The organism is Salmonella bongori NCTC 12419 (assembly GCF_000252995.1).
Classification (GTDB): domain Bacteria; phylum Pseudomonadota; class Gammaproteobacteria; order Enterobacterales; family Enterobacteriaceae; genus Salmonella; species Salmonella bongori.
Window position 1 is genome coordinate 1,116,889 of the sequence record NC_015761.1, and the last position, 15,634, is coordinate 1,132,522.

Sequence of the window (15,634 nt, forward strand, 5' to 3'; positions counted from 1 at the left end):
TGAATCATGGCAAACCGTGAGGGAGTCTGCAGGCCTGATAAGGCATTTTAGTGTCGCCGCTGGACACGGCGATATCGCCGGGTGCGGCATAAATGAACTATCCGTTCTGTGGATCAGCCATGCAGGCGTTTTGCACCAGGGTCTGGAATACAACAGAAATGAATTTATTGAAATCGCTGGCTGCCGTCAGCTCGATGACTATGTTTTCACGCGTGCTGGGTTTTGCCCGTGATGCGATTGTCGCCAGAATTTTTGGCGCAGGAATGGCGACCGACGCCTTTTTTGTGGCGTTTAAACTCCCTAATCTGTTACGCCGAATCTTTGCCGAAGGCGCGTTTTCTCAGGCTTTTGTGCCAATCCTGGCGGAATATAAAAGCAAGCAGGGAGAAGAGGCGACGCGGATCTTCGTCGCTTACGTCTCCGGCCTGCTGACGCTGGCGTTAGCGGTAGTGACGGTAGCCGGTATGCTGGCCGCGCCCTGGGTAATTATGGTAACCGCGCCAGGTTTTGCGGATACGGCCGATAAATTCGCGCTGACGACGCAACTATTACGGATTACGTTTCCCTACATTCTACTGATTTCGCTGGCTTCACTGGTCGGCGCTATTCTCAATACCTGGAATCGTTTCTCTATTCCCGCTTTTGCACCGACATTTCTGAATATCAGCATGATCGGTTTTGCGTTATTTGCTGCGCCGTATTTTAATCCGCCAGTGCTGGCGCTGGCCTGGGCGGTCACCGTCGGCGGCGTGCTGCAACTGGTGTATCAACTTCCGCATTTGAAAAAGATCGGTATGCTGGTGCTGCCGCGCATTAACTTTCGCGATACCGGGGCAATGCGGGTAGTCAAACAGATGGGCCCGGCAATTTTGGGCGTCTCTGTCAGCCAGATCTCCCTTATCATCAATACCATTTTCGCCTCTTTTCTGGCGTCTGGTTCGGTCTCATGGATGTACTATGCCGACCGGTTGATGGAGTTCCCGTCCGGCGTGCTGGGCGTGGCGCTGGGAACCATCCTGCTGCCATCATTGTCGAAAAGTTTTGCCAGCGGCAATCATGACGAGTACTGCCGCCTGATGGACTGGGGGTTGCGTCTGTGCTTTTTACTGGCGCTGCCAAGCGCAGTAGCGTTGGGCATTCTGGCGAAACCGCTGACGGTCTCGCTGTTTCAGTACGGTAAATTCACTGCCTTTGACGCGGCGATGACGCAGCGGGCGTTAGTCGCCTATTCGGTGGGGTTAATAGGGTTAATCGTCGTAAAGGTACTGGCGCCGGGCTTCTATTCTCGCCAGGATATTAAAACGCCGGTTAAAATCGCCATTGTGACGTTAATTATGACCCAGTTAATGAACCTGGCCTTTATCGGACCGCTGAAACATGCCGGGTTGTCGCTCTCTATTGGTCTGGCGGCCTGTCTTAATGCGTCTCTCCTGTACTGGCAGTTACGCAAACAGAATATTTTTACGCCGCAACCGGGCTGGATGTGGTTTTTGATGCGGCTGATCATTTCCGTACTGGTCATGTCTGCTGTGCTGTTTGGTATGCTGCATATTATGCCGGAATGGTCGCAAGGGGCGATGTTATGGCGTTTACTGCGTCTGATGGCGGTAGTATTTGCGGGCATCGCAGCCTATTTTGCCGCGCTTGCCGTGCTGGGCTTTAAAGTGAAAGAGTTTGTCCGCCGGACAGCGTAAATTCAAAGCCTGATAATGTTGTGCTTATCGGGCCTGCTTCACAGGCCCGATAAGGCGGCAATCATCAGATGGAAATTTTTTTGCCGCCGCGGTGAGAAACAGAAGTCTGGCCGTTAGCCCCGTACAGCGTGGGTTCCTGGTGAGGTTTTAACACCTCCAGCGCCTGCTGGTTACGTTCAATCTGTCCCTCCAGCAGCCAACCGTTATGCTGGTTGAGGTCGCGCAGATGCTGCGTTTTTTCGGTAATCGTCTGCCAGCGCTCTGCAATGTCATCGTTTGCGCTACGTTGCGCGTTCTGCTCCAGACGGCGCTGTTGTTCCAGATAGTCCAGCGTCGCCAGCAATGAGCTTTTTTCTTCTGTAATACGCTGTAGCTGGCTGCCGTTTATCTGGCCTACGGAAAGTTGTTGTTGTTCAGCATCCATCACCGTCTTCAGGTCATTCAGAACGGTTGTCATCTGGTCAAGTATTTCTGACAAACGAGTCATACGCTTATTTACTCTGTAAGTAGCTCTGTGCCTCGCGGATTAGCGAGTCTGCTATTTTTCCGGTATCCATTTTTAGCTCGCCGTTACGGATAGCCGTTTTTAATGCTTCGACGCGTTCCATATTAATGTCGCTGGCGCCTGGCTGCATGAGCTTCGCCTGGGCGTCGCTTAAGGTTACGCTGGCGCTCGTCGCGGCAGACGACTTTTCCTGACGCGTTTTTTGTACCGGCGTGTCGCTGGTTTCGCGCGTCTGGACAGTGCTAACGGGTTTCAAAGGTGAGGTACGGTCAATGCTCATTTATTTATCCTCATCGAGGGTTACGTTGTAGCGGCCAGCTACCATCATGGTTGAATATCTCATCGGCAGCCGCGACAAAATCTTTACACAATTATAGGTTAATAAGAATATTCCCATCAGAATCGACGGTACCACTCACGATCTGACCCGATGTCATACGCACGCGCGCATTTTGCGCGACGGCAGCATTATTCATCGCCTGACCTTCCGCGTTAACGCTAAAACCTTCACCATTGGCGATAACCTGTACGCGTTGACCTGCCCTGACACGCCAGGCCTGGCGTATCATCGTAAGCTGTACCGGCTGCCCTGGGGCGAGATCGCGCAAGCTGACGGCGTCCTGGATCTGGCGGATATCCAGCACGGTTCGAGGCGGTAACTGATCCAGCCTGCCGCGTTTTAACGTAACGTTGGACTGGGTCAATTTTCCTCCGCGCGCGACAGGCGCGGCGGCGGCGACATAATTGCCGGTCGCCTGTACATTCACCTGTAAATAACGTTTTTCGTTGGCGCAGCGCGCCACCACGTTCACATTACCCCATAGCTTCGCGTTGCCCGTCATACTGAAGGCTGGCTGTTCGCAGCCTGGCAGCAGAGTGGACGGTGAACGGAGCGTCACAACGACCTCATCGCTGAATCCAGCCAGACGCTGGGAAAACCACGTCGTCAACTGGGCGTTGATATCCTGCGCCAGTGTCAGGGGGCTGAACAGCAAGGCCGCCACGGCAATTCCTCGTTTTAACGTTTGCATCGTTCTCCCCCTGTTTTACGCAATGTCAGGATTCTACCTGTGTGATGCAGGTATCAACGCAATAAATAGCGACGCATTTTGCGTTTATTCCGGCGATAACGCGCGCGTGAAGGGCTTTAAGCTGTCGGCTGAATTTTGCCATTTGCGGAGGAGATATGCTCGACAGGCTCGATGCCGCCTTACGATTTCAGCAAGAAGCGCTAAATCTGCGCGCGCAACGTCAGGAAATATTAGCGGCGAATATTGCCAACGCCGATACGCCGGGGTATCAGGCGCGCGATATTGATTTTGCCAGTGAGTTAAAAAAAGTGATGGTGCGTGGACGGGAAGAAACCGGCGGCGTCTCGTTGACGTTGACGTCCTCCCACCATATTCCCGCTCAGGCGGCCTCTTCTCCCGCAGTGGATCTGCTTTATCGCGTACCCGATCAACCTTCTCTGGATGGCAACACCGTGGATATGGACAGGGAACGTACGCAGTTTGCGGATAATAGTCTCAAATATCAGATGGGGCTTACCGTTTTGGGTAGCCAACTCAAAGGCATGATGAATGTGCTACAGGGAGGAAACTAATCCGTGGCGCTGTTAAACATTTTTGATATTGCCGGATCGGCACTTACCGCACAGTCCAAACGGTTGAATGTCGCGGCCAGCAACCTGGCCAATGCGGACAGCGTCACCGGGCCGGACGGACAGCCTTATCGCGCTAAACAGGTCGTTTTTCAGGTTGATGCCGCGCCGGGGCAGGCGACCGGCGGCGTAAAGGTGGCCAGCGTGATTGAAAGCCAGGCGCCGGAAAAGAGGGTTTATGAGCCTGGCAACCCGCTGGCGGACGCTAACGGCTACGTCAAAATGCCCAATGTGGATGTGGTCGGTGAAATGGTCAATACCATGTCGGCCTCGCGCAGCTATCAGGCAAACGTCGAAGTCCTGAATACCGTAAAAAGCATGATGCTTAAAACGCTGACATTAGGCCAGTAAAGGAGGCGCGTATGTCTATTGCCGTAACGATGAATGACCCGGCCAACACGGGCGTCAAAACCACGACGGGCAGCGGATCGATGACCGGGAGTAACGCGGCCGATCTGCAAAGTAGCTTCCTGACCTTGTTGGTCGCGCAATTGAAGAATCAGGACCCGACTAACCCTTTGCAGAATAATGAGCTTACCACGCAACTGGCGCAAATCAGTACCGTGAGCGGTATTGAAAAACTGAATACCACGTTGGGCGCTATTTCCGGGCAAATCGACAATAGTCAGTCGCTACAGGCAACCACGCTGATTGGACATGGCGTGATGGTGCCGGGCACCACGATCCTGGCGGGTAAAGGCGCGGATGAAGGTGCCGTTACGTCCACGACGCCGTTTGGTGTGGAACTGCAACAGCCTGCGGACAAAGTGACAGCAACCATTACTGATAAAGATGGCCGGGTCGTGCGTACGCTGGAAATTGGTGAGTTGAAAGCCGGGGTACACACCTTTACCTGGGATGGTAAGCAAACGGACGGCACCTCGGTACCTGATGGTTCTTACAACATTGCGATTGCCGCCAGCAATGGCGGAACGCAACTGGTGGCGCAGCCGCTGCAATTCGCTCTGGTGCAGGGCGTGACGAAGGGCAGCGACGGCAACCTGTTGGATCTCGGTACCTATGGCACCACTACCCTCGACGAAGTTCGGCAGATAATCTAAATCAGGAGTCAGTCATGTCTTTTTCTCAAGCGGTTAGCGGCCTGAACGCTGCGGCCACCAACCTTGATGTTATTGGTAATAACATCGCCAACTCCGCTACCTATGGTTTTAAATCCGGTACGGCATCGTTTGCTGATATGTTCGCCGGTTCAAAAGTGGGGCTGGGCGTAAAAGTGGCGGGGATTACCCAGGATTTTACCGACGGTACCACAACGAACACGGGGCGTGGACTGGACGTCGCGATTAGCCAGAACGGTTTTTTCCGCCTGGTAGACAGCAACGGTTCCGTGTTCTATAGCCGTAACGGCCAGTTCAAACTGGACGAGAACCGTAACCTGGTCAATATGCAGGGGATGCAACTGACCGGCTATCCGGCCACCGGTACGCCGCCGACCATTCAGCAGGGGGCGAATCCTGCGCCGATCACTATTCCGAACACGCTGATGGCGGCAAAATCGACCACCACCGCGTCAATGCAGGTGAATCTGAACTCGACAGATGCGAAACCGGCAAAAAATCCATTCGATCCTTCCGATGCTAATACTTACAACAAAAAAGGGAGTATCACCGTTTATGACAGTCAGGGTAATGCTCACGATATGAGCATTTATTACGTTAAAAATAACAGTAATAAATGGGATGTCTGGACGCTTGATAGCAGTGTTGCTGGTGCTACGGCTAATAAAGCGGCTCAGATGCACTTTACCGAGAATGGTACGCTGAATGAGATTTATAACTATAGGCTGACAAGTACACCACCCGCTTCACCGACTTGGGATTTAGCGACGACACCTAATCCAGAAAAGGAAATACAGATCATCACTGGTGAGATTAATGGCGCCACGCCTGCGGACTTCTCACTCAGCTTCCTTAACTCTATGCAGCAGAACACCGGGTCGAACAATATTGTCGCTACCAATCAGAACGGCTATAAGCCGGGCGATCTGGTGAGCTACCAGATTAACAACGACGGCACCGTGGTTGGCAACTACTCCAACGAGCAGGAGCAGGTGCTGGGGCAGATTGTGCTGGCTAACTTTGCCAACAACGAAGGTCTGGCGTCCCAGGGCGATAACGTCTGGGCGGCGACGCAGGCCTCCGGGGTAGCGCTGCTGGGAACCGCCGGTTCCGGTAACTTCGGTAAGCTGACGAACGGTGCGCTGGAAGCCTCTAACGTGGATTTGAGTAAAGAGCTGGTGAATATGATCGTTGCGCAGCGTAACTACCAGTCGAATGCGCAGACCATCAAAACCCAGGATCAGATCCTCAATACGCTGGTTAACCTGCGCTAAGCGCCTGACGGGATAGCTTAATGGATCACGCAATTTATACCGCCATGGGGGCGGCCAGCCAGACGCTTAACCAGCAGGCGGTAACGGCCAGCAACCTGGCTAACGCCTCAACGCCCGGCTTTCGCGCGCAGCTCAATGCGCTGCGCGCGGTGCCCGTTGATGGCCTCTCTTTAGCGACGCGCACGTTGGTTACGGCCTCGACGCCGGGGGCGGATATGACCCCAGGTCAACTGGACTACACCTCCCGCCCGCTGGATGTGGCGCTACAGCAGGACGGCTGGCTGGTGGTGCAGGCGGCGGATGGTGCCGAAGGATATACCCGTAACGGGAGTATCCAGGTGGGTCCAACCGGACAGTTAACCATTCAGGGACATCCGGTAATCGGCGAAGGCGGCCCGCTTACCGTCCCGGAAGGGTCGGAAATCACCATTGCGGCAGACGGCACGATCTCCTCGCTCAACCCGGGTGACCCGCCGAACACGGTGGCGCCCGTTGGACGACTGAAGCTGGTCAAAGCGGAGGGTAACGAAGTGCAGCGCGGCGATGACGGTTTATTCCGCCTCACCGCCGACGCGCAGGCCGAACGCGGCGCGGTGCTGGCTGCCGATCCGTCTATTCGCATTATGTCGGGCGTGCTGGAAGGCAGTAACGTTAAGCCGGTTGACGCCATGACCGACATGATCGCCAACGCGCGCCGTTTTGAAATGCAGATGAAGGTTATCACCAGCGTTGATGAAAACGAAGGGCGAGCTAACCAACTGCTGTCGATGAGTTAATACAGGACATTTTATGATCAGTTCATTATGGATCGCCAAAACCGGCCTGGACGCGCAGCAAACCAATATGGATGTTATTGCCAATAACCTGGCAAACGTCAGCACCAATGGTTTTAAGCGTCAGCGCGCGGTATTTGAAGATCTGTTATACCAGACCATTCGCCAGCCGGGCGCGCAGTCTTCCGAGCAGACGACGTTGCCCTCCGGGCTGCAAATCGGTACCGGCGTGCGTCCGGTCGCCACGGAGCGTCTGCACAGCCAAGGGAATCTGTCGCAGACCAACAACAGTAAAGATGTGGCAATCAAAGGCCAGGGTTTTTTCCAGGTTATGCTGCCAGACGGTACGTCAGCCTATACCCGCGACGGCTCTTTCCAGGTGGACCAGAACGGCCAACTGGTGACGGCAGGTGGTTTTCAGGTTCAGCCTGCGATCACCATTCCCGCCAACGCGTTAAGTATCACGATTGGCCGCGACGGCGTAGTGAGCGTGACCCAACAGGGGCAGGCCGCGCCGGTTCAGGTTGGGCAGATCAACTTAACCACCTTTATGAACGACACCGGGCTGGAAAGCATCGGTGAGAACCTCTACATCGAAACGCAATCGTCCGGCGCGCCGAACGAAAGCACGCCGGGACTCAACGGCGCGGGGCTGTTGTATCAGGGATATGTCGAAACGTCTAACGTTAACGTGGCGGAAGAACTGGTGAACATGATTCAGGTTCAACGCGCCTATGAAATTAACAGTAAAGCAGTATCGACGACCGATCAGATGCTGCAGAAACTGACGCAACTTTAAGGTGCCGCCGGTGGCGTGAAGACGCCGCCGGCGTCCTGATTTTGAAGATGAAGGTAATGCAAAAAAACGCGCTTCACGCTTACCCATTATTGGCCCTGCTGGCCGCGTCGCTGACAGGATGCGCCTGGATACCCGCTAAACCGCTCGTGCAGGGGGCAACCACGGCACAGCCGATTCCGGGGCCGGTGCCGGTGGCGAATGGATCCATTTTTCAGTCTGCGCAGCCGATTAATTATGGCTATCAGCCGCTTTTTGAAGATCGTCGACCGCGTAATATCGGCGATACGCTCACGATTGTGTTACAGGAAAACGTCAGCGCCAGTAAAAGCTCGTCCGCGAATGCCAGCCGCGACGGCAAAACCAGCTTTGGCTTTGATACGGTACCGCGTTATTTGCAGGGGTTATTCGGGAACTCCCGTGCGGATATGGAGGCCTCAGGCGGCAACACTTTTAACGGGAAAGGTGGTGCGAATGCCAGCAATACTTTTAGCGGCACGCTGACCGTGACCGTCGATCAGGTACTGGCGAATGGCAATTTACATGTCGTGGGTGAAAAACAGATCGCGATTAATCAGGGAACGGAGTTCATCCGCTTCTCCGGCGTGGTGAATCCACGCACCATCAGCGGCAGTAATTCCGTACCCTCGACACAGGTGGCGGATGCGCGAATTGAATATGTCGGCAACGGCTATATTAACGAAGCGCAAAATATGGGCTGGCTGCAACGTTTCTTCCTTAATTTGTCGCCGATGTAAGCGAGGTGTATGTGTTTAAAGCTCTTGCAGGAATCGTTCTGGCACTGGTTGCCACACTGGCGCACGCCGAACGCATTCGGGATCTGACCAGCGTCCAGGGCGTACGCGAAAACTCGCTGATCGGCTACGGGCTGGTGGTTGGGCTGGATGGTACCGGAGACCAGACGACCCAGACGCCGTTCACCACCCAGACGCTGAATAATATGCTGTCACAGCTGGGGATTACGGTCCCCACCGGCACCAATATGCAGTTGAAAAACGTGGCGGCGGTCATGGTGACGGCCTCGTATCCGCCTTTTGCGCGTCAGGGGCAAACGATTGATGTGGTGGTCTCCTCGATGGGGAATGCCAAAAGTCTGCGCGGCGGGACATTATTAATGACGCCATTAAAAGGGGTCGACAGCCAGGTGTATGCCCTGGCGCAGGGGAATATTCTGGTCGGCGGCGCGGGGGCTTCTGCTGGTGGCAGTAGCGTGCAGGTTAACCAGCTTAACGGCGGACGCATCACTAACGGGGCGATTATCGAACGTGAGTTACCAAGTCAGTTTGGCGCCGGAAACACCATTAATCTGCAATTGAACAACGAAGATTTTACGATGGCGCAGCAAATTACCGACGCCATCAACCGCGCCCGCGGATACGGCAGCGCCACTGCGCTTGATGCGCGAACGGTGCAGGTACGCGTGCCCAGCGGCAATAGTTCGCAGGTGCGTTTTCTGGCGGATATTCAAAATATGGAAGTGAGCGTGACGCCGCAGGATGCAAAAGTTGTGATCAATTCGCGTACGGGGTCGGTAGTCATGAATCGAGAAGTGACGTTGGATAGCTGCGCCGTGGCGCAGGGTAATTTGTCAGTGACGGTCAACCGCCAGCTCAACGTCAACCAGCCGAATACGCCATTTGGCGGCGGTCAGACCGTAGTGACGCCACAGACCCAGATAGATTTGCGCCAAAGCGGAGGGGCACTACAAAGCGTGCGTTCCAGCGCCAATCTGAACAGCGTAGTGCGCGCGCTGAATGCGCTTGGCGCGACACCGATGGATCTGATGTCGATTTTGCAGTCTATGCAAAGTGCGGGCTGCCTACGCGCTAAACTGGAAATTATCTGATGATCGGCGACGGAAAACTGCTGGCCAGCGCGGCCTGGGATGCGCAATCTCTGAACGAACTTAAAGCGAAAGCGGGACAGGACCCGGCGGCGAATATCCGTCCGGTGGCCCGCCAGGTGGAAGGCATGTTTGTTCAGATGATGCTGAAAAGTATGCGTGAGGCGTTACCTAAAGATGGCTTATTCAGCAGCGATCAGACGCGTTTGTATACCAGTATGTATGACCAGCAGATCGCCCAGCAGATGACTGCCGGAAAGGGGCTGGGTCTGGCGGATATGATGGTTAAACAGATGACCAGCGGGCAGACGATGCCAGCGGATGACGCGCCTCAGGTGCCGCTGAAATTTTCGCTGGAAACGGTGAACAGCTATCAAAATCAGGCGCTGACCCAACTGGTGCGTAAAGCAATGCCAAAAACGCCGGACAGCAGTGACGAACCGCTCTCCGGCGACAGTAAAGACTTTCTGGCCCGGCTTTCGCTGCCGGCGCGGCTGGCCAGCGAACAGAGCGGAGTACCGCATCATTTGATTCTGGCGCAGGCGGCGCTGGAGTCCGGATGGGGGCAGCGGCAAATCCTGCGCGAGAATGGCGAGCCCAGCTACAACGTGTTTGGTGTGAAAGCTACCGCCAGCTGGAAAGGGCCGGTGACGGAAATTACCACCACCGAATACGAAAACGGCGAAGCGAAGAAGGTAAAAGCGAAATTCCGCGTTTATAACTCCTATCTGGAGGCGTTATCGGATTATGTCGCGCTGTTAACGCGTAACCCACGTTACACTGCGGTGACCACCGCCGCCACGGCGGAGCAGGGCGCTGTCGCACTGCAAAACGCCGGATATGCGACAGACCCTCACTATGCGCGCAAATTAACCAGCATGATCCAACAGTTGAAAGCGATGAGTGAAAAGGTCAGCAAAACTTACAGCGCGAATCTCGATAATCTCTTTTAAATCGCTCAAGTCCGCGTAGACGCTGCCGATAACAACGAGTATTGAAGGATTAAAAGGAACCATCATGTCCAGCTTGATTAATCACGCCATGAGCGGACTTAACGCCGCGCAAACTGCGTTAAATACGGTCAGTAATAACATCAACAATTATAATGTGGCGGGTTATACCCGGCAGACCACGATTCTGGCGCAGGCAAACAGTACGTTAGGTGCCGGCGGCTGGATGGGTAATGGCGTCTATGTTTCAGGCGTACAGCGCGAATATGATGCGTTTATCACCAATCAGCTGCGCGGGGCGCAAAACCAGAGCAGCGGATTGACCACACGCTATGAGCAAATGTCAAAAATTGACAACCTGCTGGCGGATAAATCCAGTTCACTATCTGGTTCATTGCAGAGTTTTTTTACCAGTCTGCAAACGTTGGTCAGTAATGCAGAAGATCCCGCAGCGCGTCAGGCATTAATTGGTAAAGCGGAAGGGCTGGTAAACCAGTTCAAAACTACCGATCAGTATCTGCGCGATCAGGACAAACAGGTTAATATCGCGATTGGCTCCAGTGTGGCGCAAATCAACAATTACACTAAGCAGATAGCCAATCTGAACGATCAAATCTCGCGTTTGACGGGCGTAGGCGCGGGCGCGTCGCCGAACGATTTGCTCGATCAACGTGACCAGTTGGTCAGTGAGCTGAATAAGATCGTTGGCGTGGAGGTGAGCGTACAGGACGGCGGAACCTATAACCTGACGATGGCCAATGGTTATACATTGGTACAAGGTTCGACAGCCCGTCAACTGGCGGCGGTACCTTCCAGCGCTGATCCAACACGTACTACTGTTGCTTATGTCGATGAGGCTGCCGGTAACATCGAAATTCCGGAAAAACTGCTGAACACCGGTTCGCTCGGCGGGCTGCTGACATTCCGTTCACAGGACCTGGATCAGACTCGTAATACGCTGGGGCAACTGGCGCTGGCATTTGCCGATGCGTTTAACGCGCAACATACCAAAGGCTATGACGCCGATGGCAATAAAGGCAAGGACTTCTTTGGCATCGGCTCGCCGGTGATTTACAGCAACAGTAATAATGCGGATAAAACGGTATCGCTAACCGCAGAAGTGGACGACAGTACGAAGGTTCAGGCAACGGATTATCAGATTGTTTTTGACGGCAGTGACTGGCAGGTTACTCGCCTTGCGGATAACACCACTTTCACGGCGACAAAAGACGTTGACGGAAAACTGGAGATTGACGGTCTGAAAGTGACGGTGGGCACCGGGGTGCAGAAGAACGACAGTTTCCTGTTGAAGCCTGTCAGTGATGCTATCGTTGAGATGAAAGTGAAAGTGACAAATGAAGCCGGGATTGCGATGGCTTCCGAGTCAAAACTTGATCCGGATGTCGATACTGGCGACAGCGATAACCGCAACGGCCAGGCGTTGTTGAACTTACAAAACAGCGACGTGGTGGGCGGTAACAAAACCTTTAACGATGCCTACGCTACGCTGGTCAGCGATGTAGGTAACAAAACTTCGACGCTAAAAACCAGCAGCACTACGCAGGCGAATGTGGTTAACCAACTTTATAAGCAGCAGCAGTCAGTTTCCGGCGTTAACCTCGACGAAGAATACGGCAATTTGCAGCGTTACCAGCAATATTATCTGGCCAATGCGCAGGTATTGCAGACCGCCAATGCGCTGTTTGATGCGTTACTGAATATTCGTTAAGGGAGAAGGATAACATGCGTATCAGTACCCAGATGATGTATCAGCAAAATATGAGCGGCATCACTAACTCTCAGGCTGAATGGATGAAGTTTGGCGAACAGATGTCTACCGGTAAGCGCGTAACCAATCCCTCTGACGATCCGATCGCCGCGTCGCAGGCAGTGGTGCTTTCTCAGGCGCAGGCGCAAAATAGCCAGTATGCTCTGGCGCGTACATTTGCGACGCAAAAAGTCTCGCTGGAAGAAAGCGTACTCGGCCAGGTAACAACGGCGATTCAAACGGCGCAGGAAAAAATTGTCTATGCCGGAAACGGCGCGTTAAGCGACGATGACCGCGCTTCACTGGCGACAGATTTACAGGGTATCCGTGACCAGTTGATGAATCTGGCGAACAGCACAGACGGGAATGGTCGCTATATTTTTGCCGGGTATAAAACAGAGGCCGCGCCTTTCGACCAGGCCACGGGAGATTATCATGGCGGCGAAAAAAGCGTTACTCAGCAGGTAGATTCTGCGCGTACGATGGTGATTGGCCATACGGGAACGCAAATTTTTAATCACATCACCAGCAATGCGGTTCCGGAACCTGATGGTACGGCCTCCGAAACGAATTTGTTTGTTATGCTTGACACGGCAATTGCCGCGCTCAACACGCCGGTAGATGGCAATGACGTGGAAAAAGAAAAGGCTGCTGCTGCCATTGATAAAACGAATCGCGGTCTAAAAAACTCGCTTAACAACGTCCTGACCGTTCGTGCGGAGCTGGGTACGCAACTGAGTGAACTCAGTACCCTCGATTCACTGGGAAGTGATCGTGCGCTGGGTCAGAAACAACAGATGAGCGATCTGGTGGATGTTGACTGGAACTCGGTTATCTCTTCCTACGTGATGCAACAGGCGGCATTGCAGGCCTCCTACAAAGCGTTTACCGATATGCAGGGCATGTCGCTTTTCCAGTTAAACCGGTAACGCTTCTTTTTGAAACATATCACGAAACTGGATATGTTTTGTCTGCCCGCGCCATCCACCCCGGCGCGGGCATTTTTTTAGCCGTTATCGCTCCGCGTGTCGGGAATTTATTGACAGGTTTCCCATTACTCTGATGATGAGCGCAATAGCGCTGCTGATGACGGCTAGCATAACCACGCCGGACCAGTTTGCTAATGCGTAGACCTGGCTACCAAGCACGGAACCTAACGCCATACCGATAAATATCACCGTAAAGAGTAGCGCATTCAGACGGCCTCTGGCCTGCGGTTCCAGACCATATACCAGGTTCTGGTGCGCAACAAGACTGGACTGTAGCCCAAGATCAAACCCGATGGCGGAAAGGGCAATCAACGGCCATTGCCTTTGTACCGGTAACGCTGGAAGCAAAAACATCAGCGCGAATGACATTGTCACCAGTAGTGCGGCCAACTGTGTCACCTTTTCAGTGCCGACAGTGTCAGCCAGTCGTCCTGCGAGCGGCGAGGCGAGTGCGCCTGCTGCGCCAGCAAAGCCAAATGCGCCGGCGATGGCGCTTCCCATCTGGTAACGTTGCGCCAGCATAACCGCCAGCGTTGACCAGAAAGCGCTAAAGGCAATAGAAAGAAAACCCTGTGCCAGCGCCGCGCGTCGCAACGCAGGATAACGTTGCCATAGCTGCAACATAGAGCACATTAATGCGGGATAACTGAGCGTGGCACTTACGGCAAAACGAGGCAGCGCTTTCCACATAATGATGCCGATTATGGCAATGCTCAGGGCTGCCAGTTGGTACATTTCACGCCAGCCGAAGGCAGCGCCTATCAGTCCGCTAACGGTTCGGGACAGTAGAATACCCAACAGTAGTCCTGTCATTACGGTACCTACCATTTTCCCCTGCTGGCCTTGCGGCGCAAGGATTGCGGCGGCGGGAACAATATCCTGCGCCATGGTAGCGGCCATGCCCAGTAGCAGACTTATCAGCAAAAGTGAGTGAAGCTGAGCGGTAAAACTACATGCCAGCAAGAGGACGGCAAGCGAGGCGCTTTTCAGTAAAATTAATGTTCGGCGGTCGTAACGGTCGCCTAATGGCAGTAAAAACAGAATGCCCAGTGCGTACCCTGCCTGGGTTAAGGTGGGCACGAGTCCCATGCTGGTAATACGTAACGCCAGATCTTTTTCCATTAGCGGCAGCAGCGGCTGTGCATAATAGATGGCGGCAACGCTGAATCCCGCCCCCAGAGCCAGAATAAAAATAACCCAGCGGGAGCGCCCGGTGCGCATAGTCATAACGGTTTCCTTAATGGTCGATGATGGCGCTATTGTTCACCGTAATGTGCTGGTCAGGTAGAGGGTAGAGTGGTAAAACAGTTATACGCTTAACGTATAACTGTGTCGTAATGAAAAAGAGAGAACGTATAGACAGGATCGAGTTAATGCGTACCTTCGTGCGTATCGTTGAGGCAGGTTCCCTCTCAGCCGCGGCAAGACAAATGCAAATGACGCAGGCAACGGTAAGCCGTCGTCTACAGACGCTTGAAGCGTTACTAAGCGCTAAATTGCTGCTACGTACGACACATGCCATGCGCCTGACCGATGATGGCGAACGATGCTATCAACATGCCCGGGAAGTGATTGATGCCTGGCTGGCGCTGGAGGACAGGCTGAATGTGGCGACAGATAAACCCGTTGGAATGTTACGAGTCCGCGCACCGCATGCGTTTGGTCAGCAGCAGCTTCTGACGCCGCTATTGACATTTCTTACCCGCTACCCTCAGCTTTCGGTAGAGTGGATGCTAAATGATAAAACGGTCGATTTTCTTAGCGATGATATTGACTGCGCCATTAGAGTTGGCGCAGATGTTGATCCGCAAACTGTCTCGGTGCTGTTAGCGGAAGTGCCGCGTCGCGTCGTGGTCTCGCCGCTTTTACTGGCGCAATATGGAGGCATTGATACGCCGCATCAGTTAACATCGCTGCCGTGGATATCTGTAAGTACGTTCTACCAGCATAATGTGTCGCTGGTCCATCAGCGCAGTCGCGAACCGGTGACGTTCTCCATTTCCCCCCGATTAAGTACCGATAGCATTTATGTCGCGCGGAACGCCGCGCTGGCCGGACTGGGTATCGCCATTGTCTCCGGCTGGATGGTAGAAGAAGATATCAGCGCGGGGCATTTAACCGAGTTGATGCCGGAATGGCAGGCGACGGCGTTATCGGTTCATCTGGTTTACCCATGGGCCCGCTATTATCCTACCCGGCTACGTAAGTTTCTTGATTTGATGAAAGAGGTGATGCCCGCACTGACGGGAATGCGTCACCCTACAGGGGGATAAAAAAAGCCG

General features: G+C 53.9%; 17 protein-coding genes. 13 read left to right on the plus strand and 4 right to left on the minus strand.

Annotated elements, in window-relative coordinates:
* Nucleotides 1–158: 158 nt before the first annotated feature.
* Nucleotides 159–1,694: a murein biosynthesis integral membrane protein MurJ gene (murJ, locus tag SBG_RS05260; RefSeq protein WP_024134985.1), complete on the plus strand. Its 1,536-nt coding sequence runs from the start codon at nucleotides 159–161 to the stop codon at nucleotides 1,692–1,694.
* A gap of 64 nt (nucleotides 1,695–1,758) precedes the next feature.
* Here the strand turns inward: murJ and flgN are convergent, their stop codons facing one another.
* The 3 genes from flgN to flgA all read right to left on the minus strand — a co-directional run bounded on the left by flgN (nucleotide 1,759) and on the right by flgA (nucleotide 3,230).
* The gene (gene flgN / locus SBG_RS05265; RefSeq protein WP_000197548.1) at nucleotides 1,759–2,181 is read right to left on the minus strand and encodes a flagella biosynthesis chaperone FlgN; all 423 of its coding nucleotides are present in this window, start codon (nucleotides 2,179–2,181) and stop codon (nucleotides 1,759–1,761) included.
* A 4-nt stretch (nucleotides 2,182–2,185) separates the two neighbouring features.
* The gene (gene flgM / locus SBG_RS05270; RefSeq protein ID WP_000020890.1) at nucleotides 2,186–2,479 is read right to left on the minus strand and encodes a flagellar biosynthesis anti-sigma factor FlgM; all 294 of its coding nucleotides are present in this window, start codon (nucleotides 2,477–2,479) and stop codon (nucleotides 2,186–2,188) included.
* A 91-nt stretch (nucleotides 2,480–2,570) separates the two neighbouring features.
* Nucleotides 2,571–3,230, minus strand: coding sequence for a flagellar basal body P-ring formation chaperone FlgA (gene flgA / locus SBG_RS05275; RefSeq protein WP_001194092.1), 660 nt, complete (start codon nucleotides 3,228–3,230; stop codon nucleotides 2,571–2,573).
* 155 nt (nucleotides 3,231–3,385) lie between these two features.
* Between flgA and flgB the strand changes: the two genes are divergently transcribed.
* From flgB to flgL, 11 genes are all read left to right on the plus strand, one after another.
* The gene (gene flgB, locus SBG_RS05280) at nucleotides 3,386–3,802 is read left to right on the plus strand and encodes a flagellar basal body rod protein FlgB (RefSeq protein ID WP_000887044.1); all 417 of its coding nucleotides are present in this window, start codon (nucleotides 3,386–3,388) and stop codon (nucleotides 3,800–3,802) included.
* Nucleotides 3,803–3,805: 3 nt separating this feature from the next.
* The gene (gene flgC, locus SBG_RS05285; RefSeq protein WP_001196451.1) at nucleotides 3,806–4,210 is read left to right on the plus strand and encodes a flagellar basal body rod protein FlgC; all 405 of its coding nucleotides are present in this window, start codon (nucleotides 3,806–3,808) and stop codon (nucleotides 4,208–4,210) included.
* 11 nt (nucleotides 4,211–4,221) lie between these two features.
* Nucleotides 4,222–4,920 (plus strand): flagellar hook assembly protein FlgD, encoded by a 699-nt coding sequence (gene flgD / locus SBG_RS05290; RefSeq protein WP_000020453.1) that lies wholly within the window; start codon nucleotides 4,222–4,224, stop codon nucleotides 4,918–4,920.
* Between the two features lie 14 nt (nucleotides 4,921–4,934).
* The gene (gene flgE, locus SBG_RS05295; protein ID WP_000010569.1) at nucleotides 4,935–6,212 is read left to right on the plus strand and encodes a flagellar hook protein FlgE; all 1,278 of its coding nucleotides are present in this window, start codon (nucleotides 4,935–4,937) and stop codon (nucleotides 6,210–6,212) included.
* Nucleotides 6,213–6,232: 20 nt separating this feature from the next.
* Nucleotides 6,233–6,988 carry a flagellar basal body rod protein FlgF gene (locus tag SBG_RS05300; RefSeq protein WP_000349282.1) on the plus strand — a complete coding sequence of 252 codons (756 nt, stop codon included), beginning with the start codon at nucleotides 6,233–6,235 and terminating at the stop codon, nucleotides 6,986–6,988.
* A gap of 13 nt (nucleotides 6,989–7,001) precedes the next feature.
* Complete coding sequence (flgG, locus tag SBG_RS05305) at nucleotides 7,002–7,784, plus strand: flagellar basal-body rod protein FlgG (RefSeq protein ID WP_000625846.1); 783 nt, start codon at nucleotides 7,002–7,004, stop codon at nucleotides 7,782–7,784.
* A gap of 56 nt (nucleotides 7,785–7,840) precedes the next feature.
* Nucleotides 7,841–8,539 carry a flagellar basal body L-ring protein FlgH gene (gene flgH, locus SBG_RS05310; protein WP_001171211.1) on the plus strand — a complete coding sequence of 233 codons (699 nt, stop codon included), beginning with the start codon at nucleotides 7,841–7,843 and terminating at the stop codon, nucleotides 8,537–8,539.
* Nucleotides 8,540–8,550: 11 nt separating this feature from the next.
* Nucleotides 8,551–9,648, plus strand: a complete 1,098-nt coding sequence (locus SBG_RS05315; protein ID WP_024134987.1) for a flagellar basal body P-ring protein FlgI — start codon at nucleotides 8,551–8,553, stop codon at nucleotides 9,646–9,648.
* Nucleotides 9,648–10,598: a flagellar assembly peptidoglycan hydrolase FlgJ gene (gene flgJ / locus SBG_RS05320; protein WP_000578695.1), complete on the plus strand. Its 951-nt coding sequence runs from the start codon at nucleotides 9,648–9,650 to the stop codon at nucleotides 10,596–10,598. Before SBG_RS05315 ends, flgJ begins: the two co-directional genes overlap by 1 nt.
* Before the next feature lie 64 nt (nucleotides 10,599–10,662).
* Nucleotides 10,663–12,324: a flagellar hook-associated protein FlgK gene (gene flgK, locus SBG_RS05325; RefSeq protein ID WP_000096430.1), complete on the plus strand. Its 1,662-nt coding sequence runs from the start codon at nucleotides 10,663–10,665 to the stop codon at nucleotides 12,322–12,324.
* Nucleotides 12,325–12,338: 14 nt separating this feature from the next.
* Nucleotides 12,339–13,292 carry a flagellar hook-associated protein FlgL gene (flgL, locus tag SBG_RS05330; RefSeq protein ID WP_001223038.1) on the plus strand — a complete coding sequence of 318 codons (954 nt, stop codon included), beginning with the start codon at nucleotides 12,339–12,341 and terminating at the stop codon, nucleotides 13,290–13,292.
* An 84-nt stretch (nucleotides 13,293–13,376) separates the two neighbouring features.
* Here the strand turns inward: flgL and SBG_RS05335 are convergent, their stop codons facing one another.
* Nucleotides 13,377–14,579, minus strand: coding sequence for an MFS transporter (locus SBG_RS05335; RefSeq protein WP_000178754.1), 1,203 nt, complete (start codon nucleotides 14,577–14,579; stop codon nucleotides 13,377–13,379).
* 110 nt (nucleotides 14,580–14,689) lie between these two features.
* Between SBG_RS05335 and SBG_RS05340 the strand changes: the two genes are divergently transcribed.
* Nucleotides 14,690–15,625 (plus strand): LysR family transcriptional regulator, encoded by a 936-nt coding sequence (locus SBG_RS05340; RefSeq protein WP_024134989.1) that lies wholly within the window; start codon nucleotides 14,690–14,692, stop codon nucleotides 15,623–15,625.
* The last annotated feature ends 9 nt before the right edge of the window (nucleotides 15,626–15,634 follow it).

Bases quoted from the DNA above. Each gene is read 5' to 3' on its own strand.
- murJ (WP_024134985.1), top strand. From the start codon at position 159: ATGAATTTATTGAAATCGCTGGCTGCCGTCAGCTCGATGACTATGTTT.
- flgN (WP_000197548.1), bottom strand. From the start codon at position 2,181: ATGACTCGTTTGTCAGAAATACTTGACCAGATGACAACCGTTCTGAAT.
- flgM (WP_000020890.1), bottom strand. From the start codon at position 2,479: ATGAGCATTGACCGTACCTCACCTTTGAAACCCGTTAGCACTGTCCAG.
- flgA (WP_001194092.1), bottom strand. From the start codon at position 3,230: ATGCAAACGTTAAAACGAGGAATTGCCGTGGCGGCCTTGCTGTTCAGC.
- flgB (WP_000887044.1), top strand. From the start codon at position 3,386: ATGCTCGACAGGCTCGATGCCGCCTTACGATTTCAGCAAGAAGCGCTA.
- flgD (WP_000020453.1), top strand. From the start codon at position 4,222: ATGTCTATTGCCGTAACGATGAATGACCCGGCCAACACGGGCGTCAAA.
- flgE (WP_000010569.1), top strand. From the start codon at position 4,935: ATGTCTTTTTCTCAAGCGGTTAGCGGCCTGAACGCTGCGGCCACCAAC.
- SBG_RS05300 (WP_000349282.1), top strand. From the start codon at position 6,233: ATGGATCACGCAATTTATACCGCCATGGGGGCGGCCAGCCAGACGCTT.
- flgG (WP_000625846.1), top strand. From the start codon at position 7,002: ATGATCAGTTCATTATGGATCGCCAAAACCGGCCTGGACGCGCAGCAA.
- flgH (WP_001171211.1), top strand. From the start codon at position 7,841: ATGCAAAAAAACGCGCTTCACGCTTACCCATTATTGGCCCTGCTGGCC.
- flgJ (WP_000578695.1), top strand. From the start codon at position 9,648: ATGATCGGCGACGGAAAACTGCTGGCCAGCGCGGCCTGGGATGCGCAA.
- flgK (WP_000096430.1), top strand. From the start codon at position 10,663: ATGTCCAGCTTGATTAATCACGCCATGAGCGGACTTAACGCCGCGCAA.
- flgL (WP_001223038.1), top strand. From the start codon at position 12,339: ATGCGTATCAGTACCCAGATGATGTATCAGCAAAATATGAGCGGCATC.
- SBG_RS05335 (WP_000178754.1), bottom strand. From the start codon at position 14,579: ATGACTATGCGCACCGGGCGCTCCCGCTGGGTTATTTTTATTCTGGCT.
- SBG_RS05340 (WP_024134989.1), top strand. From the start codon at position 14,690: ATGAAAAAGAGAGAACGTATAGACAGGATCGAGTTAATGCGTACCTTC.